This window comes from Streptomyces nidicola, from assembly GCF_050106155.1.
GTDB lineage: Bacteria > Actinomycetota > Actinomycetes > Streptomycetales > Streptomycetaceae > Streptomyces.
The window spans coordinates 3,483,196-3,503,885 of the sequence record NZ_JBNBPI010000001.1; the positions used below are offsets into that span (position 1 = coordinate 3,483,196).

General features: G+C 68.7%; 22 protein-coding genes. 4 read left to right on the top strand and 18 right to left on the bottom strand.

Going from position 1 to position 20,690, the window contains the following annotated elements; all coding sequences use genetic code 11:
- Nucleotides 1-9 precede the first annotated feature (9 nt).
- On the top strand, nt 10-582 hold the full coding sequence (locus ACOKM3_RS15735; protein ID WP_426900951.1) for a cob(I)yrinic acid a,c-diamide adenosyltransferase: 573 nt from the start codon (nt 10-12) through the stop codon (nt 580-582).
- On the opposite strand, the gene ACOKM3_RS15740 is transcribed toward ACOKM3_RS15735, so the two are convergent.
- On the bottom strand, nt 579-1,130 hold the full coding sequence (locus ACOKM3_RS15740) for a hypothetical protein (RefSeq protein WP_426900953.1): 552 nt from the start codon (nt 1,128-1,130) through the stop codon (nt 579-581). The genes ACOKM3_RS15735 and ACOKM3_RS15740 overlap by 4 nt on opposite strands.
- A gap of 163 nt (nt 1,131-1,293) precedes the next feature.
- Between ACOKM3_RS15740 and ACOKM3_RS15745 the strand changes: the two genes are divergently transcribed.
- The 3 genes from ACOKM3_RS15745 (at nt 1,294) to ACOKM3_RS15755 (ending at nt 5,176) form a co-directional block, all read left to right on the top strand.
- On the top strand, nt 1,294-2,487 hold the full coding sequence (locus ACOKM3_RS15745; RefSeq protein WP_426900955.1) for a sensor histidine kinase: 1,194 nt from the start codon (nt 1,294-1,296) through the stop codon (nt 2,485-2,487).
- Nucleotides 2,488-2,492: 5 nt separating this feature from the next.
- Complete coding sequence (locus ACOKM3_RS15750) at nt 2,493-3,137, top strand: response regulator (protein ID WP_426906804.1); 645 nt, start codon at nt 2,493-2,495, stop codon at nt 3,135-3,137.
- Between the two features lie 179 nt (nt 3,138-3,316).
- The gene (locus ACOKM3_RS15755; RefSeq protein WP_426900957.1) at nt 3,317-5,176 is read left to right on the top strand and encodes a glycosyl hydrolase family 18 protein; all 1,860 of its coding nucleotides are present in this window, start codon (nt 3,317-3,319) and stop codon (nt 5,174-5,176) included.
- Nucleotides 5,177-5,374: 198 nt separating this feature from the next.
- On the opposite strand, the gene ACOKM3_RS15760 is transcribed toward ACOKM3_RS15755, so the two are convergent.
- The 17 genes from ACOKM3_RS15760 to rpmE form a co-directional block, all read right to left on the bottom strand.
- A complete protein-coding gene (locus tag ACOKM3_RS15760; protein WP_426900959.1) occupies nt 5,375-5,830 on the bottom strand; it encodes a DUF2550 domain-containing protein in 456 nt (151 codons plus the stop codon).
- A gap of 171 nt (nt 5,831-6,001) precedes the next feature.
- Entirely contained in the window at nt 6,002-6,376 is a 375-nt protein-coding gene (locus tag ACOKM3_RS15765) for a F0F1 ATP synthase subunit epsilon (protein WP_426900961.1), read from the bottom strand.
- A gap of 115 nt (nt 6,377-6,491) precedes the next feature.
- Entirely contained in the window at nt 6,492-7,928 is a 1,437-nt protein-coding gene (gene atpD / locus ACOKM3_RS15770) for a F0F1 ATP synthase subunit beta (protein WP_426900963.1), read from the bottom strand.
- Nucleotides 7,928-8,854 carry a F0F1 ATP synthase subunit gamma gene (locus ACOKM3_RS15775; RefSeq protein WP_426900965.1) on the bottom strand — a complete coding sequence of 309 codons (927 nt, stop codon included), beginning with the start codon at nt 8,852-8,854 and terminating at the stop codon, nt 7,928-7,930. Before ACOKM3_RS15775 ends, atpD begins: the two co-directional genes overlap by 1 nt.
- Before the next feature lie 21 nt (nt 8,855-8,875).
- A complete protein-coding gene (gene atpA, locus ACOKM3_RS15780; RefSeq protein ID WP_426900967.1) occupies nt 8,876-10,465 on the bottom strand; it encodes a F0F1 ATP synthase subunit alpha in 1,590 nt (529 codons plus the stop codon).
- Nucleotides 10,466-10,585: 120 nt separating this feature from the next.
- Nucleotides 10,586-11,407: a F0F1 ATP synthase subunit delta gene (locus ACOKM3_RS15785; protein WP_426900969.1), complete on the bottom strand. Its 822-nt coding sequence runs from the start codon at nt 11,405-11,407 to the stop codon at nt 10,586-10,588.
- The gene (locus ACOKM3_RS15790) at nt 11,404-11,952 is read right to left on the bottom strand and encodes a F0F1 ATP synthase subunit B (protein ID WP_426900971.1); all 549 of its coding nucleotides are present in this window, start codon (nt 11,950-11,952) and stop codon (nt 11,404-11,406) included. Before ACOKM3_RS15790 ends, ACOKM3_RS15785 begins: the two co-directional genes overlap by 4 nt.
- A 41-nt stretch (nt 11,953-11,993) precedes the next feature.
- Complete coding sequence (atpE, locus tag ACOKM3_RS15795) at nt 11,994-12,233, bottom strand: ATP synthase F0 subunit C (protein ID WP_385762526.1); 240 nt, start codon at nt 12,231-12,233, stop codon at nt 11,994-11,996.
- Nucleotides 12,234-12,309: 76 nt separating this feature from the next.
- Complete coding sequence (gene atpB, locus ACOKM3_RS15800) at nt 12,310-13,080, bottom strand: F0F1 ATP synthase subunit A (RefSeq protein WP_426906805.1); 771 nt, start codon at nt 13,078-13,080, stop codon at nt 12,310-12,312.
- 273 nt (nt 13,081-13,353) lie between these two features.
- On the bottom strand, nt 13,354-13,812 hold the full coding sequence (locus tag ACOKM3_RS15805) for a hypothetical protein (RefSeq protein WP_426900973.1): 459 nt from the start codon (nt 13,810-13,812) through the stop codon (nt 13,354-13,356).
- Between the two features lie 273 nt (nt 13,813-14,085).
- Nucleotides 14,086-15,423, bottom strand: a complete 1,338-nt coding sequence (locus tag ACOKM3_RS15810; RefSeq protein WP_426900975.1) for an MraY family glycosyltransferase — start codon at nt 15,421-15,423, stop codon at nt 14,086-14,088.
- A 139-nt stretch (nt 15,424-15,562) separates the two neighbouring features.
- Nucleotides 15,563-16,825, bottom strand: a complete 1,263-nt coding sequence (locus tag ACOKM3_RS15815) for a serine hydroxymethyltransferase (RefSeq protein WP_426900977.1) — start codon at nt 16,823-16,825, stop codon at nt 15,563-15,565.
- A 132-nt stretch (nt 16,826-16,957) separates the two neighbouring features.
- Nucleotides 16,958-17,620, bottom strand: coding sequence for an arsenate reductase/protein-tyrosine-phosphatase family protein (locus ACOKM3_RS15820; RefSeq protein ID WP_266714094.1), 663 nt, complete (start codon nt 17,618-17,620; stop codon nt 16,958-16,960).
- On the bottom strand, nt 17,617-18,264 hold the full coding sequence (locus ACOKM3_RS15825; protein WP_426900979.1) for an L-threonylcarbamoyladenylate synthase: 648 nt from the start codon (nt 18,262-18,264) through the stop codon (nt 17,617-17,619). The genes ACOKM3_RS15820 and ACOKM3_RS15825 overlap by 4 nt, the downstream gene beginning before the upstream one ends.
- Nucleotides 18,265-18,338: 74 nt before the next feature.
- The gene (prmC, locus tag ACOKM3_RS15830; RefSeq protein WP_426900981.1) at nt 18,339-19,178 is read right to left on the bottom strand and encodes a peptide chain release factor N(5)-glutamine methyltransferase; all 840 of its coding nucleotides are present in this window, start codon (nt 19,176-19,178) and stop codon (nt 18,339-18,341) included.
- An 88-nt stretch (nt 19,179-19,266) separates the two neighbouring features.
- Entirely contained in the window at nt 19,267-20,343 is a 1,077-nt protein-coding gene (gene prfA, locus ACOKM3_RS15835) for a peptide chain release factor 1 (RefSeq protein ID WP_426900982.1), read from the bottom strand.
- A 107-nt stretch (nt 20,344-20,450) separates the two neighbouring features.
- Nucleotides 20,451-20,672 (bottom strand): 50S ribosomal protein L31, encoded by a 222-nt coding sequence (rpmE, locus tag ACOKM3_RS15840; RefSeq protein WP_010984345.1) that lies wholly within the window; start codon nt 20,670-20,672, stop codon nt 20,451-20,453.
- Nucleotides 20,673-20,690 lie beyond the last annotated feature (18 nt).

The window sequence follows — 20,690 nt, forward strand, 5'->3', positions numbered from 1 at the left end:
GCTGGTCGCATGGTCAATCTGACGCGCATCTACACCCGTACCGGAGACAAGGGCAGCACGGCCCTCGGCGACATGAGCCGCACCGCCAAGACCGATCTGCGGATCTCGGCGTACGCGGACGCCAACGAGGCCAACGCCGTCATCGGCTCGGCGATCGCCCTCGGCGGCCTCGACGAGGAGGTGGTGAAGGTGCTCGTGCGGGTGCAGAACGACCTGTTCGACGTCGGCGCCGACCTGTCGACCCCCGTCGTCGAGAACCCCGAGTTCCCGCCGCTGCGCGTCGAGCAGTTCTACATCGACAAGCTGGAGGCGGACTGCGACCACTTCAACGAGCAGTTGGAGAAGCTGCGGTCCTTCATCCTCCCGGGCGGCACCGCCGGCGCGGCCCTGCTGCACCAGGCCTGCACGGTCGTGCGCCGGGCGGAGCGGTCGACATGGGCGGCGATGGAGGTGCACGGCGAGACGATGAACCCGCTCACCGCGACGTACCTGAACCGCCTCTCCGACCTCCTGTTCATCCTGGCCAGGATCGCGAACAAGGAGGTCGGGGACGTGCTGTGGGTGCCCGGAGGAGAGCGCTAGCCCTTGTTCGTGGTGACCGCAGGCGCCTTCTTCGGGAACACCGTGTAGCTCAGAGCGATGATCACGTTGATCGCGATCAGGAAGAGCATCTTCTGCTGCCACGCGGCCAGGGAGTCGGTCGACCCGTCCTCGCCCACGTACCAGATCGCGCCCTGCAACAGCCCCATCGCGATGAGCGCGGCGAGGATCCAGCGGGCGGCCAGCTTCCACTCGTGGATCGCGCGCGGCACCCCGTACTTGGGGGTCGACGGCGGCGGGCCGCCCGCGAAGCGGTGGGCGACGCGGACGTCGACCCACTTGATCGTGTAGTGGCCGAGCGCGACGGAGTAGCCGATGTAGACGGCGGCGAGCCCGTGCTTCCAGTCGGGTTCGGCGCCGTTCTTGAGGTCGATGGCCGTGACGACGAACAGCACGACCTCCAGGAGCGGCTCGCAGAGCAGCACGGCGACGCTCGCACGCGGCATCTTGGCCCAGTAGCGCAGCGCGAGGCCGACGGCCAGCAGCACCCAGAAACCGACCTCGCAGGCGATGATCAGCGTGACGATCACGACGGACTCCTCTCGTTCCCCACTTCAAGGCTCCCTGCCGTACGGCGCGTGATCGTCGTCGTACATGACGAAGTGCGACTGCATCCTTCGATGTAGTGCCGCCGTGGCCCCGCTCGTCCCACGGCGCCATGCCCGTCCCGCCCCGGCCGTGTTGGATGGGGTCATGCAGTTCGCCCTCGACCGTCCGCACCGCGACGACGTCCGGATCGCCGTCGTCGGGCTGCTCGGCGGGCTCGCGCTGTGGGGCCTGGGCCTCGGGATGAACTCGGGGCGCGTCTTCGACGGCGCGTGGCTGCTCGTGCCGCTCGTCGTCATGGCGGCCCTGGAGCTGCTGCGCAGGACCCGGCCGCGGTTCGCGGTGATCGCCGGCACGGTCGCGGTGATCGCCGACCAGTTCACGCAGGGCAGCCTGGCGACGGTCCTGATGTTCACGGACCTGATGTACGCCGGCGCGCTGTACGGGACACCGGCCGCCGCGCGCCGCCTCCCGGTGGTCACGGGGATGCTCACGGTCGCCGTCACGCTCGGTTTCGTGGCCTGGTGGCGGCAGCCGGAGGCGGTCCTGATCGGGGTCGCGACGGGGCTCGTGTCGTTCGGGCCAGCGGCCACCGGCATGCTGGTGCGCGGTCACCGGGAGGCCGCGCAGGCGGAGCGGCTGCGGGCCGAGCAGACCGCGCTGCTCGCCGAGATGGACCGGGCGCAGGCGGTGACGGCGGAGCGCGCCCGGATGGCCCGCGAGTTGCACGACATGGTGGCGAACCACCTGTCGGCGATCGCGATCCACTCCACGGCCGCGCTGTCCCTCGACGACCCCGACACCACGCGCGGGGCGCTGAAGACGATCCGCGAGAACAGCGTCGAAGGACTCGCCGAGATGCGCCGCCTCATCGGCATCCTGCGGGACGCGGGCGAGGACACCGAACCGGTCGCCGCGCCCACCCTTGAGAGCCTCGGCGCCCTCGTCGAGCAGTCCCGTACGAACGGCCTGGACGCCCACCTGGCCGTGTCCGGCGCCGTCACCGGCCTGCCCGCGCCGGTCGAGCTCGCCGCGTACCGCATCGTCCAGGAGTCCCTCACGAACGCGCTGAAGCACGCGGGTCAGGGGCGGGTCACGGTGGCCGTCGACCGCTCGGCCGAACGCATCGAGGTGCGGGTCGACAGCCCGTACGGGGCCGACAGGGACGGGCCGCGCGCGCCGGGCTCCGGGGCCGGGCTCGTCGGGATGCGGGAGCGGGCGGCGCTGCTCGGCGGCGTGTTCGAGGCCGGGCCACAGGACGGCGGGGTGTGGCGGGTGCGCGCCGCCCTGCCGCTGCACACCGAAGGCCCCCTGCACACGGAAGGAGAAGACCTCACGTGACCTCCGTGATCCGCGTACTCGTCGCCGAGGACCAGTCCGCCGTACGGGCCGGGCTCGTGCTCATCCTGAACAGCGCGCCCGACATCGAGGTCGTCGGCGAGGCCGAGGACGGCGAGCGGGCGGTGTCCCTCGCCCGCGAACTCCGGCCCGATCTGGTCCTGATGGACGTCCAGATGCCCCGGCTCGACGGCGTTTCGGCCACGCGCGAGGTCGTCGCCGAAGGCCTCGCGGACGTACTCGTGCTGACCACCTTCGACCTCGACGCCTACGTGTTCGGGGCGCTGCGCGCGGGCGCGTCCGGGTTCCTGCTGAAGAACACGGACGCGAAGGACCTGATCGAGGGCGTACGGACGGTGGCGCGCGGCGAGGGGATGATCGCCCCGGCCGTGACCCGCCGCCTGATCGCCGAGTTCGCGGCGAGCCCGGGAAAGCCCGAACCGGCGGCCGCGCCACCGGAGTTGGAGACTCTCACCCGGCGCGAGCGGGAGGTGCTCGGCTGCCTCGGCGAGGGGCTGTCGAACGCGGAGATCGCGGGGCGCCTCGACATGGCGGAGGCGACGGTGAAGACCCACGTCAGCCGCCTGCTCGGCAAGCTGGAGCTACGAAGCCGGGTCCAAGCAGCCGTACTGGCCCAGGAGTTGGGCCTGTAGCCCTCTGCGAGCCGCCGCGCACAACTTGGCCGAAAGCCGTGATTGGTTTAGACCTTGACCGCTGGTCCAGACCTTTCTATTCTCGCCGCACTGCGGTGAGCACACCCCCCACTCCGGTGCTCATGGGCGTCGCAGGGTTCCACCCCCTTCACGAACCCAGGACCTCCCTAGGAGCACCGATGAGTTCAACCGACGTACCCAGACACAGACTTCGACACAGAGCGACCGCCGCATTCGCGACCCTCGTCCTCCCCGCCGCCGCCCTCGTCGGTCTCGCCACTCCCTCGCACGCCGCGGCCGAGGCCACCGCCGTCACCGCCACGTACGCCAAGACCCAGGACTGGGGCAGCGGCTTCGAGGGCAAGTGGACCATCAAGAACTCCGGGACCACGAGCGTGAGTTCATGGAACGTCGAGTGGGACTTCCCGTCCGGTACGAAGGTGACCTCGGCCTGGGACGCGACCGTCACCAACTCCGCCGACCACTGGACCGCCAAGAACCTCTCCTGGAACGGGACGCTCGCCCCCGGCGCCTCGGTCTCCTTCGGCTTCAACGGCAGCGGCTCCGGCGCCCCCACGGGCTGCAAGCTCAACGGTGCCTCCTGCGACGGCGGCGACGTCCCCGGCGACGCGGCACCCTCCAAGCCCGGCACCCCGACCGCGTCCGGCATCACCGACACCTCGGTCAAGCTGAACTGGTCCGCCGCCACCGACGACAAGGGCATCAAGAACTACGACGTGCTGCGCGACGGCGCCAAGGTAGGGACGGTGACCGGCACTTCGTACACCGACACGGGGCTGAAGGCCGGCACCGACTACTCGTACACGGTGCAGGCCCGTGACACCGCCGACCAGACCGGGCCGGTGTCCGGCTCCGTCAAGGTCCACACCACTGGCGGCGGCACGGATCCGGGGCCCGGTCCCGGTGACAAGGTGAAGCTCGGCTACTTCACCGACTGGGGCGTCTACGGCCGCCAGTACTACCCGAAGAACCTGGAGACCTCCGGCTCCGCCGCCAAGGTCACGCACATCAACTACGCGTTCGGCAACGTCCAGGGCGGCAAGTGCACCATGGGCGACGCCTACGCCGACACGGACATGGCCTACACGGCCGCCAACTCCGTCTCCGGGCAGGCCGACACCTGGGACCAGCCGCTGCGCGGTGCCTTCAACCAGCTCCGTCAGCTGAAGGCCAAGCACCCTGGCCTCAAGATCCTCTGGTCGTTCGGCGGGTGGACCTGGTCCGGTGGCTTCGGTGACGCCACGAAGGACCCGGCCGCGTTCGCCGACTCCTGCTACAAACTGGTCGAGGACCCGCGCTGGGCCGATGTCTTCGACGGCATCGACATCGACTGGGAGTACCCGAACGCCTGCGGTCTGAGCTGTGACACGTCCGGCCAGGACGCGCTCAAGAAGCTTTCCACGGCGCTGCGTTCGAAGTTCGGCTCGCAGAACCTGGTCACGGCCGCCATCACGGCGGACGCCTCCGCCGGCGGCAAGATCGAGAAGAACGACTACGCGGGCGCGGCCCAGTCCCTCGACTGGTACAACGTCATGACGTACGACTTCTTCGGTGCCTGGGACGCGAAGGGCCCGACGGCCCCGCACTCCCCGCTCACGTCGTACTCCGGTATCCCGCAGCAGGGCTTCACCTCGGCGGACGCGATCGCCAAGCTCAAGGCGCAGGGCGTACCGGCCTCGAAGCTCCTGCTCGGCATCGGCTTCTACGGCCGGGGCTGGACCGGGGTCACGCAGAAGGAGCCCGGCGGCACGGCCACGGGGCCTGCGGTCGGCACGTACGAGCAGGGCATCGAGGACTACAAGGTCCTCAAGACCAAGTGTCCGTCGAACGGGACGGTCGCTGGTACGGCGTACGCGCACTGCGGCTCGGACTGGTGGTCGTACGACACGCCCACGACGATCGGTTCGAAGATGTCCTGGGCCAAATCCCAGGGCCTCGGCGGGTCCTTCTTCTGGGAGTTCTCGGGCGACACGTCCAACGGGGAACTGGTCTCCGCGATCGACTCCGGCCTGAAGTAACCCCCACCCATTCCGAAGCCGGCCCCACGGGAACGCCCCCCGTGGGCCCGGCTTCTCCATACATCTCCCCCACCCCACCCCTTCCCGAAAGTCCTGCCGGACGGGCTTCAAAAGATTGCCCTCAATCGCCGGGCGGGCTCTGGATAGAGCCCGCCCGGCGATTGAGGGCTTTCGGGAAGGGGCGGGGTGGGGGAAGAGTTACGCCACGTTGACGCGTTGGCCGGGAGGGGCCGCCTCGAGCCAGGCCAGGAAGCCCGTCAGGGCGTCCTCGCTCATGGCGAGTTCGAGACGCGTACCGCGGTGCGTACACGCGAGGACGATCGCGTCGGAGAGGAGGGCGAGTTCCTCCTCGCCCTCGGGAGCCCGACGACCGGTGACCTCGATCGCCGCGCGTTCCAGGATCCGCTTCGGACGAGGCGCGTACGAGAAGACGCGGAACCACTCGATCCGGTCCCCGTTGTAGCGGGCGATCCCGTACCCCCACCCCTTGCCGGAGGTGTCATCCGCATCGGGCGCCGGCGCATCCCACCGCAACGAGCAGTCGAACGTACCGCCCGAGCGCTGAATGAGCCGCCGCCGTACCCCGAAGGCGACAAGCCCCACCACCACGAGTACGACGACCGCGACTACGCACAGCACGAGAACGAGGACCATCTGAACCGACCTCCTCGTCTCTCAAGGACTTCTCGACCGATCAGGCGCCGCACGCCTGATAACGGAACTGCAAAAAACAGCACTACCGATAGATCGCCTCAGCCGCGACCCGGTCCGGAGATTATCTCCGGCCTGGACCGCGGCTGAGGTACATCATGTGGCTCGCTGGATTCAGCGCGCCGCCACCGTACGGAGTCGAACATCGGCACGACGCTCGGCCGACGCATCCGCGTCCGACTTCGCGCGCTCCAGCGCCCGCTCCGCCCGCTGGGCGTCGATCTCGTCCGAAAGCTCGGCGATCTCGGCCAGCAGGGACAGCTTGTTGTCGGCGAACGAGATGAAACCGCCGTGGACAGCCGCCACGACCGTTCCCCCGTCCGTCGTACGGATCGTCACGGGCCCCGACTCCAGCACACCGAGCAGCGGCTGGTGACCGGGCATGACGCCGATGTCGCCGGACGTGGTACGCGCGACGACCAGGGTGGCCTCGCCGGACCAGACACTACGGTCCGCGGCGACGAGCTCGACGTGCAGCTCAGCAGCCAAGGTGGGCTCCTCGGGTCACCACCCGGCGGCACTCGCTGCCGGGTGTCGGTTCAAAGTCTAGTGGGCGTTGCGGGAGGACCGGGACGCACCCCGGTCCTCCCATGAGCTACGGGGCTCAGGAGACGCCGAGCTCCTTGGCGTTGGCCTTGAGGTCCTCAATGCCACCGCACAGGAAGAACGCCTGCTCCGGGAAGTGGTCGTAGTCGCCGTCGATGATCGCGTTGAAGGCCGTGATCGTCTCGTCCAGCGGCACGTCCGACCCGTCGACGCCGGTGAACTGCTTGGCGACGTGGGTGTTCTGCGACAGGAAGCGCTCCACGCGACGGGCGCGGTGGACAGTGAGCTTGTCCTCCTCGCCGAGCTCGTCGATACCGAGGATCGCGATGATGTCCTGAAGGTCCTTGTACTTCTGCAGGACCGTCTTGACGCGCATGGCCGTGTTGTAGTGGTCCGCCGCGATGTAGCGGGGGTCCAGGATGCGGGACGTGGAGTCCAGCGGGTCCACGGCCGGGTAGATGCCCTTCTCGGAGATCGGACGGGAGAGCACCGTCGTCGCGTCGAGGTGGGCGAAGGTCGTCGCCGGGGCCGGGTCGGTCAGGTCGTCCGCGGGCACGTAAATGGCCTGCATGGACGTGATCGAGTGACCACGGGTCGACGTGATGCGCTCCTGGAGGAGACCCATCTCGTCGGCCAGGTTCGGCTGGTAACCCACGGCCGAGGGCATGCGACCCAGCAGGGTCGAGACCTCGGAACCGGCCTGCGTGAAGCGGAAGATGTTGTCGATGAAGAACAGCACGTCCTGCTTCTGGACGTCGCGGAAGTACTCCGCCATCGTCAGACCCGCGAGGGCCACGCGCAGACGGGTGCCCGGCGGCTCGTCCATCTGACCGAAGACCAGCGCGGTCTTGTCGATGACGCCGGACTCGGCCATCTCCTCGATGAGGTCGTTGCCCTCACGGGTGCGCTCGCCGACACCGGCGAACACGGAGACACCGTCGTGGTTGTTGGCGACGCGGTAGATCATCTCCTGGATGAGCACCGTCTTGCCGACGCCGGCACCACCGAACAGGCCGATCTTTCCACCCTTGACGTACGGGGTGAGAAGGTCGACGACCTTGATGCCGGTCTCGAACATCTCGGTCTTCGACTCGAGCTCGTCGAAGTTCGGCGCCTTGCGGTGGATGCCCCAGCGCTCGCCGGTGTACTGCTCGTCGACGTTCAGGACCTCGCCGAGGGTGTTGAACACCTTGCCCTTGGTGAAGTCGCCGACGGGCACCGTGATGGAGGCGCCGGTGTCCACGACCGGGGCCTGGCGGACCAGGCCGTCGGTCGGCTGCATGGAGATCGCGCGGACCAGGCCGTCACCGAGGTGCTGGGCGACCTCGAGCGTCAGGGTCTTCTTCGCACCCTCGAGCGCCGGGTCGGCGACCTCGACGTGCAGAGCGGTGTAGATGTCCGGCATCGCGTCGACGGGGAACTCCACGTCGACGACCGGGCCGATCACCCGGGCGACGCGGCCCGTGGCAACGGCCGTATCAACAGTGGTCGTCATTACTTGTCACTCCCCGCGGTCGCGTCGGCCAGGGCACTCGCGCCACCGACGATCTCGCTGATTTCCTGGGTGATTTCGGCCTGGCGGGCCGCGTTGGCAAGACGGGAGAGGTTGTTGATCAGCTCTCCCGCGTTGTCGGTCGCCGACTTCATCGCGCGGCGCGTGGCGGCGTGCTTGGAGGCAGCCGACTGGAGCATCGCGTTGTAGATCCGGCTCTCGACGTAGCGCGGCAGCAGGGCGTCGAGGACGTCCTCCGCCGACGGCTCGAAGTCGTACAGCGGAAGGATCTCGTCGCCCTTGCCGGACGCCTTCGACTCCTCCGCCACCTCTTCGAGGCTGAGCGGCAGCAGCCGGCCGTCGACGGCCGTCTGCGTCATCATCGAGATGAACTCGGTGTAGACGATGTGGAGTTCGTCCACGCCGCCCTCCGCCGTCTCCTTCTCGATGGCCTCGATCAGCGGGGCCGCGACCTTCTTGGCGTCCGCGTACGTGGGCTCATCGGTGAAGCCCGCCCACGACTCCACGACCTTGCGCTCGCGGAAGTTGTAGTGGGCCAGACCACGGCGGCCGACGATGTACGTGTCGACCTCCTTGCCCTCGCCGACGAGCTTCTCCGTGAGCTGCTCGGCGGCCTTGATGGCGTTCGCGTTGAAGGCGCCGGCCAGACCGCGGTCGCTGGTGAGCAGCAGAACCGCGGAGCGGGTCGCCGTCTCCGACTCCGTCGTCAGCGGGTGCTTGGTGTTCGACCCGGTCCCCACCGCCGTGACCGCGCGCGTGAGCTCGGTCGCGTACGGCGTGGAGGCCGCCACCTTGCGCTGTGCCTTGACGACACGCGAGGCGGCGATCATCTCCATCGCCTTGGTGATCTTCTTGGTCGCGGTGACGGATCGGATGCGACGCTTGTAGACCCGGAGCTGGGCTCCCATGAGTCAGGTCCCTTCCTTACGTCACTTGGCGGCGGCCGGAGCGTCCTCGCCGAGAAGCTTCCCGTCCGAGGTCTCGAACTGCTTCTTGAAGTCGGCGACGGCCTCGTCGATGGCCTGGATCGTGTCGTTCGACATCTTGCCGCCCTCCTTGATGGAGGTCATGAGGCCCTGCTCCTTGCGGTGCAGGTGCTCCAGGAGCTCCTTCTCGAAGCGGCGGATGTCGGCGACCGGCACCTCGTCCATCTTGCCGTTGGTACCGGCCCAGACGGAGACGACCTGGTCCTCGGTGGCCATCGGCTCGTACTGCGCCTGCTTCAGCAGCTCGACGAGACGCTGACCGCGCTCCAGCTGCGCCTTCGACGCGGCGTCCAGGTCGGAACCGAAGGCGGCGAACGCCTCCAGCTCGCGGTACTGGGCCAGGTCCAGACGGAGTCGGCCGGAGACCTGCTTCATGGCCTTGTGCTGGGCGGAACCACCCACACGGGAGACCGAGATACCGACGTTCAGGGCCGGACGCTGGCCGGCGTTGAACAGGTCGGACTCCAGGAAGCACTGGCCGTCGGTGATGGAAATGACGTTGGTCGGAATGAACGCCGAGACGTCGTTCGCCTTGGTCTCCACGATCGGCAGACCCGTCATCGAACCGGCGCCCATGTCGTCCGAGAGCTTCGCGCAGCGCTCGAGCAGACGGGAGTGCAGGTAGAAGACGTCACCCGGGTAGGCCTCGCGCCCCGGCGGGCGGCGGAGCAGCAGGGACACGGCGCGGTAGGCGTCGGCCTGCTTCGAGAGGTCGTCGAAGATGATGAGGACGTGCTTGCCGTCGTACATCCACTGCTGGCCGATGGCCGAGCCGGTGTACGGCGCCAGGTACTTGAAGCCGGCCGGGTCGGACGCCGGGGCGGCGACGATGGTCGTGTACTCGAGCGCGCCGGCCTCTTCGAGCGCACCACGCACGGAGGCGATGGTGGAGCCCTTCTGACCGATGGCGACGTACACGCAGCGGACCTGCTTGTTCGGGTCGCCGGTGCGCCAGTTGTCGCGCTGGTTGATGATCGTGTCGACGGCCAGGGCGGTCTTGCCGGTCTGGCGGTCACCAATGATCAGCTGACGCTGACCACGGCCGACGGGGGTCATCGCGTCGACGGCCTTGTAGCCGGTCTCCATCGGCTCGTGGACCGACTTACGGGCCATGACGCCCGGGGCCTGCAGCTCGAGGGCGCGACGACCGCTGGTCTCGATGTCGCCGAGGCCGTCGATCGGGTTGCCGAGCGGGTCGACGACGCGACCCAGGTAGCCCTCGCCGACACCGACGGACAGGACCTCACCGGTACGCGTGACCGGCTGTCCCTCCTCGACGCCGCTGAACTCGCCCAGGACGATGGCGCCGATCTCGCGCTCTTCCAGGTTGAGCGCGAGGCCGAGGGTGCCGTCCTCGAACTTCAGCAGTTCGTTGGCCATGGCCGAGGGAAGGCCCTCGACCTTCGCGATGCCGTCGCCGGCAAGGGTGACCGTACCGACCTCCTCGCGCGAGGCCGCGTCCGGCTTGTACGCCTGGACAAAGTTCTCCAGCGCGTCCCGGATCTCCTCCGGCCGGATCGTGAGCTCCGCCATCTGGGTTCCCTGCTCTCCTTGTTGGGCCCGAAGTGTTCTTGGGGGGTCTGGGGTCAGCCCCCAGGAATCCTCTGCACGGCCCAACTAGGGCCGTAGTCGTACGTGTTGAGCTTGTTGCGGTCAGCCGGCCATACGGCGGCCGGCCTCCTCGATGCGGTCCGCGATCGAGCCGTTGATGACCTCGTCACCCACCTGCACCTTGATCCCGCCGAGGACCTCGGGGTCCACGTCCAGGTTCAGGTGCATCTGACGGCCGTAGAGCTTCGCCAGGGACGCACCCAGACGCTGCTTCTGCGCGTCGCTCAGCGGGACCGCGGTGGTGACGACCGCCACCATGCGCTCGCGACGCTCGGCGGCGAGCTTGGAGAGGGACTCGAGTCCCGCTTCCAGGCTACGTCCCCGCGGCGCGGTCACAAGACGGCCGACGATCCGCTCGGTGGTGGGCTTGGCCCGGCCGTCGAGCAGCTGCTTGACGAGCTCGCCCTTGGCCGAGTCCGAAGCCGACTTGTCGGTCAGTGCGGCGCGCAGCTCGGTGTTGGAGGAGACGATCCGGCCGAACCGGAACAGCTCGTCCTCGACGTCGTCGAGCTCACCGCTCTTCTGCGCCGCGGTCAGGTCCGCGGTGTTGGCCAGCTCCTCCAGGGAGTCGACCAGGTCGCGGGAGGCCGACCACCGGGAGCGGACCAGGCCGGACACCAGGTCGACGGTCTCGCCGCCGACCTGGCCGCCGAGCAGGCGGCTCGCGAGCTCGGCCTTGGCCTCACCGGCCTGCGCCGGGTCGGTCAGGACCCGTCGCAGGCTGACCTCGCGCTGCAGCAGCGCGGTCACCGAGGCGAGGTCGCCGGCGAGCGCCTTGGCGTCGACCGACGTGCTGTCGGTCAGCGCGTCCAGACGCTCACGCGCGGCGGCCAGTGCCTCGCGGCTCGCTCCGTGGGCGGTCATCGTGCAGCCTCTGCCTTCTCCTCGAGCTCGTCGAGGAAGCGGTCGATCGTGCGCGACTGCCGGGCGGTGTCCTCGAGGGACTCGCCGACGAGCTTGCCGGCCAGGTCGGTGGCCAGCAGGCCCACGTCCTGACGCAGCGCCTGAGCGGCGGCCTTGCGGTCGGCCTCGATCTGCGAGTGACCGGCGGCGATGATCTCCTCACGCTGCCGCTGACCCTCCGCACGCATCTCGGCGATGAGCGCGGCACCCTGCTCCTGCGCCTCCTGGCGCAGCCGCGCGGCCTCGTGCCGGGCCTCGGCGAGCTGAGCCTTGTACTGCTCGAGCACGCTCTGGGCCTCGGTCTGAAGCGCCTCGGCCTTCTCGATACCGCCTTCGATCTTCGCGTGGCGCTCTTCCAGCGTCTTGTTGATGCGCGGGAGAAGCTTCTTCGCGAAGACGAAGAAGACGATGGCGAAGGCGATGGTGCCGATGAGCAGCTCGGGACCGGGAGGGACGAGAGGATTCATCTTCTCCTCGGCCGCCAGCTGTACCAGGTTGGCGATCACATCAGTGCCTTTCGTCGTAAGTGTCAGTCAGTACGCGGTGATTACTGACCGAACACGAACGGCATAACGATGCCGATGAGGGCGAGCGCCTCACAGAAGGCGAAGCCGAGGATCTGGTTGGCGCGGATCAGGCCGGCAGCCTCGGGCTGGCGGGCAAGGGCCTGGGTGCCGTTACCGAAGACGATGCCGACACCGATGCCGGGGCCGATCGCGGCGAGACCGTAACCGATGGAACCGAGGGAGCCGGAGACGCCAGCGGCGAGTTCGATGGACGCGGACATGCCGTTACTTCCTTTTCTTTACGAACCGGTGGGGGTTGGCCACCGGACGACCTGGGGTGGTTGGACGGGGTGGGGCTCAGTGGTGCTCGGCGAGAGCGCCCTGAATGTACGTGCAGGCCAGGAGGACGAAGACGTACGCCTGAACGGCCTGGACGAAAAGCTCGAAGAGGATCATCGCCATCGTCATCACGAAGGAGACGCCGGCGGCCGGGATCATCCAGCTGTTCAGCAGGTACCAGGAGGCGACGGTGAACATCACCAGCATCAGGTGACCGGCGAACATGTTGGCGAAGAGTCGCACCGCGTGCGTGAACGGGCGGACCAGCAGGTTCGAGAAGAACTCGATGAACGAGACCAGCCACTTGATCGGCCCGAGCGACGGGTCGTAGCCGGTGATGTTCTTCCAACCACCCACGAAGCCATGGCGCTTGAAGGTCAGCGGGACCCAGATCAGGTACACGATGGCCGCGAGGACCGCCGGGTAGGCGATGACCGAGGAGACCGGGAACTGGGCGAGCGGGACGACCGACCAGATGTTCATGATCCAGATGAAGAAGAACAGCGAGACCATGATCGGTACGTACTTCTCGCCCTCCTTCTTGCCCAGCGTCTCGTAGACGACGTTGCGGCGGACGAAGTCGTAGCCGGCCTCACCGATCATCTGGATCTTCCCGGGCACGACCTTCGAGCGGCCGAACGCGAAGTAGAAGAAGACACAGACGACGATCGTGGTGAGCAGGGCGAGCAGCATCACCTTGTTGAAGTAGAACCAGCCGAAGTCGGCAATCGGTTCGAACAGGAAGGAGTGCAGGCCCGGCGCCGGGAAGCCGCATCCGTTGTCGGACATGATCCGACAGCTCCAGTCAAAGGCGAGCTGGGTCGTGTCAGCACTCACCGCGGGCTCCTTCGGCGTGACGCATAAGTACGGCAACCTCGTTGTGTCGGTGCGGCGTGCAGCCGCGGATCGGCACCGGTCTGGTGTTTCGGGCGTGGGGGCGGCGGGCAGGCAGTGAGCCTCGCGATCGTGCAGGCGTCAGCTCTCGTGCCCGCGCCGGCGATGCCGCAGTTGGCACCGGACGATAGCAGCCCGACGAACGGGCGCTTATCCCGGCCCTACCTCTCACGATGACGACCCGGTCTTCTCGGCTTTCTCACCGGTCCCGGTCCCCTTGGAACCGGGCGCCGCCTCGGGGTCGATATAGAAAACCTTGGCCTTCATGTGAGCGCGGGCCTGGGCCGCCATCCACACAACGGTCGAGACGACCAGAGAGACGGCAAAGGTCTTGGGATTGAAGAGAGTCGTGTCCTTGAAAATGGCCACGAAGATCATGAGCAGCAGCAGCTGGGCGACATAGAGCATCAGCCCCATCGCCTGGAACAGCTGCGGAAGCGATTTCGCCGTGCGGATCAGCACGACCTGCCCGAGGCCCATGAACACGATGACCACCAGAGCACCGACCAGCGCACCGATGGCCCCCTTGCCGCCCGCAACCACACCACTGATCACCGCGGCAATCACGCCTGCGGCGGCGGTGGGTAGGACGGTGTGAAGAAGGGTCCGTGCGTCATTGGACGGCATGGCGGCAACTCCGCTTACTGGTGTGGGGCAGGGTGTCGTCATGGACGAGCGTAGTCCGGGGATTCAGCAGTCCGATTCGGGCCAAATGACCGTCGCACTACGGCCTTTCGGTCCTTCCCCCGGCTTCGTGAACGGTATCACAAACTATTTGATGCGGTCTTTACCTAGAAGGTGTGCCAACCGTCACACGTGAGGGGGATCCTGCGCGTCTGTGCACCCGCGAGGCCAACATGTCTGGTATTGGGCTCATTTCGGACTTCGCGGCCGCCCACGTCAACGGGACGTTCCCGCCTTACGCCGGTCCGTGAAGCGCGAACGAGCGCCGATCGCCGTCGCCCCGTTGACTCCCGCCGGGATCCGGTCGCGGTCCGGTTCGCCGCCGGACGTCTCGGAGCCCTCGGACGGCTCGGCCGCCCCGTCCCCCGCCGCGGACGCGGCCGGTCGCCGGTAGCGCGGAGGCACCAAGTGCTGGGCCCAGCGCGGCGCGTGGGGCGTGAAGCGCGGCAGCAGGAGCATGACGAGCCCGACGAAGCTCAGCGCGACGATGGTGAGCATGACCCACGTCCCGGACGCGGAGTGCACCGAGTAGGCGACCGCGCCGAAGGCGATGAGGCCCGACCAGAAGTACATGATCAGCACTGCGCGGGAGTGCGAGTGGCCGATCTCCAGGAGCCGGTGGTGCAGATGCCCGCGGTCCGCCGCGAACGGCGACTGCCCGTTCCAGGTGCGGCGCACGATCGCGAGGACGAGGTCGGCGAACGGGATCGCAATGATCGTCAGCGGCATCAGCAGCGGGATGAAGACGGGCAGCATCGCGTGCGTGGTGTCGCGGGTGGAGCCGCCGAGGTTGAGCTTGAGCGCGTCCGGGTCGACCTGCCCTGTGATGGAGATCGCGCCGGCCGCGAGGACGAGGCCGATGAGCATGGAGCCCGAGTCGCCCATGAAGATTCTGGCCGGATGGATGTTGTGCGGCAGGAAGCCCAGACACATGCCCATCAGGATCGCCGCGAACAGCGTGGCCGGGGCCGCGGACTCGATGCCGTAGCCGTACCAGATCCGGTACGCGTACAGGAAGAACGCCGCGGCGGCGATGCACACCATGCCGGCCGCGAGACCGTCGAGGCCGTCCACGAAGTTCACCGCGTTGATGGTGATCACGACGAGCGCGACGGTCAGCAGGGTCCCCTGCCACTGGGTCAGCGACACCGTCCCGACGCCCGGGATCGGCAGCCACAGGATCGTCAGGCCCTGCATCACCATGACGCCCGCGGCGATCATCTGGCCGCCGAGCTTGATGAGGGCGTCGATCTCGAACTTGTCGTCCAGGACACCGATCAGCCAGATCAGGGCGGCGCCGGAGAGCAGCGCCCGCGGTTCGTTCGAGGACTCGAAGACCTTGTCCAGATTGGTCAGGTGGTCGGCGACGAGCAGGCCCGCGCACAGGCCGAAGAACATGGCGATACCGCCGAGCCGCGGCGTGGGTTCCCGGTGCACGTCGCGCGCACGGATCTCCGGCATGGCGCCGGCCACGATCGCGAACTTCCGCACCGGGCCTGTGAGCAGATAGGTCACCGCGGCCGTGATGCAGAGCGTCAGCAGGTATTCACGCACGGGCTTCCCCACAGGTATCGCTGGCCATCTCAGCCCCACACCCTAGTCTCGCGTGCTTAGGGTTGGGGACTTCCGGGTAGCGACGATGGTTGCACGGCTGACGGTTCCAGAGGTGCACTGGTGCGGCGCAAGGGGTGTTCTACCGCTCGCCTACCCCGTTCCAGGCGGGGTACGGGGGGAATCTTCCGGCCAGTTCGCGCACCTCTTCGCGGACCGCGCGGGCGTCGAGAACGTCGCGTACGACACCCGACAGGAGCACGGCGATGCGGGCCATCTCTCCTTCACCCATGCCCTGTGTGGTGACGGCGGCGGTGCCGAGGCGCAGGCCGCGGCCCCCTTCATAGGGCAGTGCGCATGTGTCGAGGATCATGCCCGCCGAGACGAGCCGGCCTCTCGCCACCCCGCCCGCGACGCCGAGCGGCGCCGGGTCCACGGTCAGCAGATGGGTATCGGTGCCTCCGGTGGTGACGCCGAAGCCCTCCGCGGCGAGCGCGCCCGCGAGGAGTCGGGCGTTGGCGACGACCTGATGGGCGTACGCGGTGAAGGCGGGACGCGCCGCCTCGCCGAACGCGACGGCCTTCGCGGCGATGGTGTGCATCTGCGCGCCGCCCTGGGTGAAGGGGAACACGGCCCGGTCGACGCGGTCGGCCAGCTCGGCCGAGCACAGCAGCATCCCGCCGCGCGGTCCGCGCAGCACCTTGTGCGTGGTGGCGCAGACGATGTCCGCGTACGGGACCGGGTTCGGGGCCGCTCCCCCGGCGACGAGGCCGATGGGGTGCGCGGCGTCGGCGATGAGGTGGGCGCCCACGTCGTCGGCGATCTCCCGGAAGGCGGCGTAGTCGATGTGCCGGGGGTACGAGATCGAGCCACAGACGATGGCCTTGGGGCGGTGGGCGCGGGCCGCGGCGCTGACCTGCTCGTAGTCGATGAGCCCGGTCTCCGCGTCGACGCCGTACGGCACGAAGTCGAACCAGCGGCCGGAGAAATTGGCCGGTGAGCCGTGCGTGAGGTGGCCGCCGGACGGCAGGCCCATCGCGAGGACGGTGTCGCCGGGCTTCAGCAGTACGGCGTACGCGGCGAGCACGGCCGAAGAGCCGCTGTGCGCCTGTACGTTGACGTGTTCGGCGCCGAAGAGGGCCTTGGCGCGGTCGATCGCGAGGCGTTCGGCGACGTCGACGAGTTCGCAGCCGCCGTGGTGGCGGGCGCCGGGGTAGCCCTCCGCGTACTTGTTGGCGAGCGGGGAGCCGAGGGCGGCGAGGACCGCGGGGGACGTGAAGTTCTCCGCGGCGATGAGCTGGAGGGAGTCCGCCTGGCGGGCGGTCTCCCCGAGGAGGATCTCGGCCAGTTCGGGGTCCTGCCGCAGTAGCTCCGCGGTGGCTGCGGGTTGTGTCATCACCGGCATGGTCGGCTCCGGGCCTCGCGTCGGGGAGGTGAGTGGCCTTCCAATGTAGATCCGCGTCGTTGCGCCCGCCCGGCGTCACGTCACGGGGCTCCGCCCCGGACCCCGCGCCTCAAACGCCGGCGGGGCTGGATACTACTTCTTGACGCCCGTCAGGGCCGTGACCACCGGGTCCAGGGCCTCGTGGATCTCGCCGCCCACCGACTGGAAGAACGGGAGGGGTGCGCCGTACGGGTCGTAGACCTCGTCCGCCTCCACGGAGGGGGCCAGGAGCCACCCGCGTAGAGCCGCCGCCGCCCGCACGAGGGAACGCGCGCGCTCGACCACACCCGACTCCAGGGGGTCCGGCAGCGTGGCCGGGTCTATGGCCTGCACGAGCCGCGTGAACTCCTTCAGCGTGAACGTCCGCAGACCCGCGCTGTGCCCCATGGAGATGACCTGCGCGCGGTGGTCGCGCGTCGCGGTCAGGACCAGGTCGGCCCTTATGACGTGGTCGTCGAGGAGCTCACGGCCCACGAAGCCGGAGGCATCCGCGCCGAAGTCGGCCAGGACCGTTTCCGCGTTGGCCTCCATGGGCGCGCCCTCGTGGCCCCAGGTGCCCGCGCTCTCCACGACGAGCCCGCCGGCGAGCGGCGCGCCTAGCCGGTCCGCGAGGGCATGCCTGGTCAGCCGCTCGGTGATCGGCGAGCGGCACACATTGCCGGTGCTGACGTGGAGGATGCGGAAGGTGTCGCCGGGGAGTGCCGGCGTGCGTACGTACCCGTTGCCTATGCCACGCCCCGTCTCAGGGGCTGTCAATTCGCCACCTCGAGGTCGGGTACGACCTTGCGCAGCTCGTCCGCGGTCAGCGCGCCCTCGCGCAGCAGGACCGGGACCTTGCCGGTGACGTCGACGATGGATGACGGGATGTTGCCGGGCGTCGGCCCCCCGTCGAGGTAGACGGAGACGGAGTCGCCGAGCATGTCCTGCGCGGCGTCACAGTCCTCGGGTGCCGGGTGGCCCGTCAGGTTCGCGGAGGAGAGCGCCATCGGGCCGACCTCGGTGAGCAGTTCGATGGCCACGGGGTGCAGAGGCATCCGGACCGCGACGGTGCCACGGGTGTTGCCGATGTCCCACTGGAGCGACGGCTGCTGCTTGGCGACGAGGGTCAGTCCGCCCGGCCAGAACGCGTCGACCAGCTCCCAGGCCATCTCGGAGAAGTCCGTGACGAGCCCGTGCAGGGTGTTCGGCGAGGGGATGACCACCGGCGTCGGCATGTTGCGGCCACGGCCCTTGGCCTCCAGGAGGTCACCGACCGCCTCGGGCGTGAAGGCGTCCGCACCGATGCCGTACACGGTGTCGGTGGGCAGCACGACCAGCTCGCCGCGGCGGACTGCGGAGGCGGCTTCACGCAGGCCGGTAGCGCGGTCGACTGCGTCGTTGGTGTCGTAGCGCCGTGCCATCTAGCGGGCCTCCTGCTCGGTGTGCTGGTCTGCGGATCGCTCGAACTCGTCAAACTCAAAGGACAACGCGTCGGTCACGGCAGCGCCTTGCGGGCCGTCGCGAACCTCGGGCGGTTGTTGAGGTCGGGGTGGTCGGCGGCGTCCGCCCAGCCCCGCTCCTCGGTGAAGATCCACGGCACCTGGCCGCCCTGCGTGTCCGCGTGCTCGATGACGACGATGCCGCCGGGGCGCAGGAGGCGGTGGGCGGTGCGCTCGATGCCACGGATCAGGTCGAGCCCGTCCTCGCCGGAGAACAGGGCGAGGTCCGGGTCGTAGTCACGGGCCTCGGGGGCGACGTACTCCCACTCGGTGAGCGGGATGTACGGCGGGTTGGAGATGACGAGGTCGACCTGGCCGTCGAGGTCGGGGAAGGCCTCCAGGGCGTCGCCCTGGCGCAGGTCGACCCTGGACCCCTCGACGTTCTTGCGCGTCCATTTGAGCGCGTCCTCGGACAGCTCCACGGCGTGCACGCGCGAGCGCGGCACCTCCTGGGCCAGCGCGAGGGCGATGGCGCCGGAGCCGGAGCACAGATCGACGATCAGCGGCTCGACGACGTCCATCGCGCGCACGGCGTCTATGGCCCAGCCGACGACCGACTCGGTCTCCGGGCGCGGCACGAAGACACCGGGGCCGACCTGGAGCTCCAGATAGCGGAAGTAGGCGTGCCCGGTGATGTGCTGGAGCGGCTCGCGGGCCTCGCGGCGCGCGATCGCCTCCCAGTACCGGGCGTCGAAGTCCGCGTCCTTGACGGTGTGCAGCTCGCCCCGCTTGACGCCGTGCACGAAGGACGCGAGCTCCTCCGCGTCATTGCGCGGCGAGGGCACGCCGGCGTCGGCAAGCCGCTGAGTGGCCTGGGCCACTTCCGCGAGCAGCACGCTGCGGGGGTTCGGGGGTCGCCCCCCAAAATGTTGCTGCACGCTGTTCCTCCGGGCTGAGCTGTCGTACGGGGCGGGCGGTGCGGTTCTACGCGGCGGCGAGCTTGGCGGCCGAGTCCGCGTCGACGCACGCCTGGATCACGGCGTCGAGGTCGCCGTCGAGCACCTGGTCCAAGTTGTAGGCCTTGAAGCCGACACGGTGGTCCGAGATGCGGTTCTCCGGGAAGTTGTACGTACGGATCTTCTCGGAGCGGTCGACGGTGCGGACCTGGCTGCGGCGGGCGTCGGCGGCGTTCTTCTCCGCTTCCTCCTGCGCCGCTGCGAGGAGCCTGGAGCGCAGGATACGCATCGCCTGCTCCTTGTTCTGCAGCTGGGACTTCTCGTTCTGACAGGAAGCCACGACGCCGGTGGGGATGTGCGTGATGCGGACGGCGGAGTCGGTCGTGTTGACGGACTGCCCGCCGGGGCCCGAGGAGCGGTACACGTCGATGCGCAGATCGTTGGCGTGGATCTCGACGTCGACCTCCTCGGCCTCGGGCGTGACCAGCACGCCGGCGGCGGAGGTGTGGATGCGGCCCTGCGACTCGGTCGAGGGCACACGCTGCACGCGGTGCACGCCGCCCTCGTACTTCAGGCGGGCCCAGACACCCTGGCCGGGCTCGGTCGCGCCGTTGCCGCCCTTGGTCTTCACGGCGACCTGGACGTCCTTGTAGCCGCCCAGCTCGGACTCGGTGGCGTCGATGATCTCGGTCTTCCAGCCGACGCGCTCCGCGTAGCGCAGGTACATGCGCAGCAGGTCACCGGCGAACAAGGCGGACTCGTCGCCGCCTGCGCCGGCCTTGACCTCGAGGATCACGTCCTTGTCGTCGGACGGGTCACGGGGCACCAGGAGGAGCCGCAGCTTCTCGGTGATCTCCTCGCGCTGCTGCTCGAGTTCCTTGACCTCGGCCGCGAAGTCCGGGTCGTCTGCGGCGAATTCCTTCGCCGTCTCGATGTCGTCCCCGGTCTGCTTCCAGGAGCGGTACGTGGCGACGATCGGGGTCAGCTCGGCGTAGCGCTTGTTGAGCTTGCGCGCGTTCGCCTGGTCGGCGTGGACCGAGGGGTCCGCGAGCTTCTGCTCCAGATCGGCGTGCTCACCGATCAGTTCCTCGACGGCCTCGAACATCTCCGGCTCCTGCAGTTACGGGGGATCAAAAGGGGCTGCACCGCAAAGCGCCGGTCCCGGTGCCCCCGCGAGAAACAGGGGCACCGTGGACCGGCGCTGGAGCTTCGCTACTTCTTGGCAGCGGCAGCCTTGCCGAAGCGGGCCTCGAAGCGGGCCACACGGCCACCGGTGTCGAGGATCTTCTGCTTGCCCGTGTAGAACGGGTGGCACTCGGAGCAGACCTCGGCACGGACGGTGCCGGACGAGATGGTGCTACGGGTGGTGAACGACGCGCCGCAGGTGCAAGAGACCTGCGTCTCGACGTACTCGGGGTGGATGTCGCGCTTCAAGGTGTCTCCTAGGTTCAT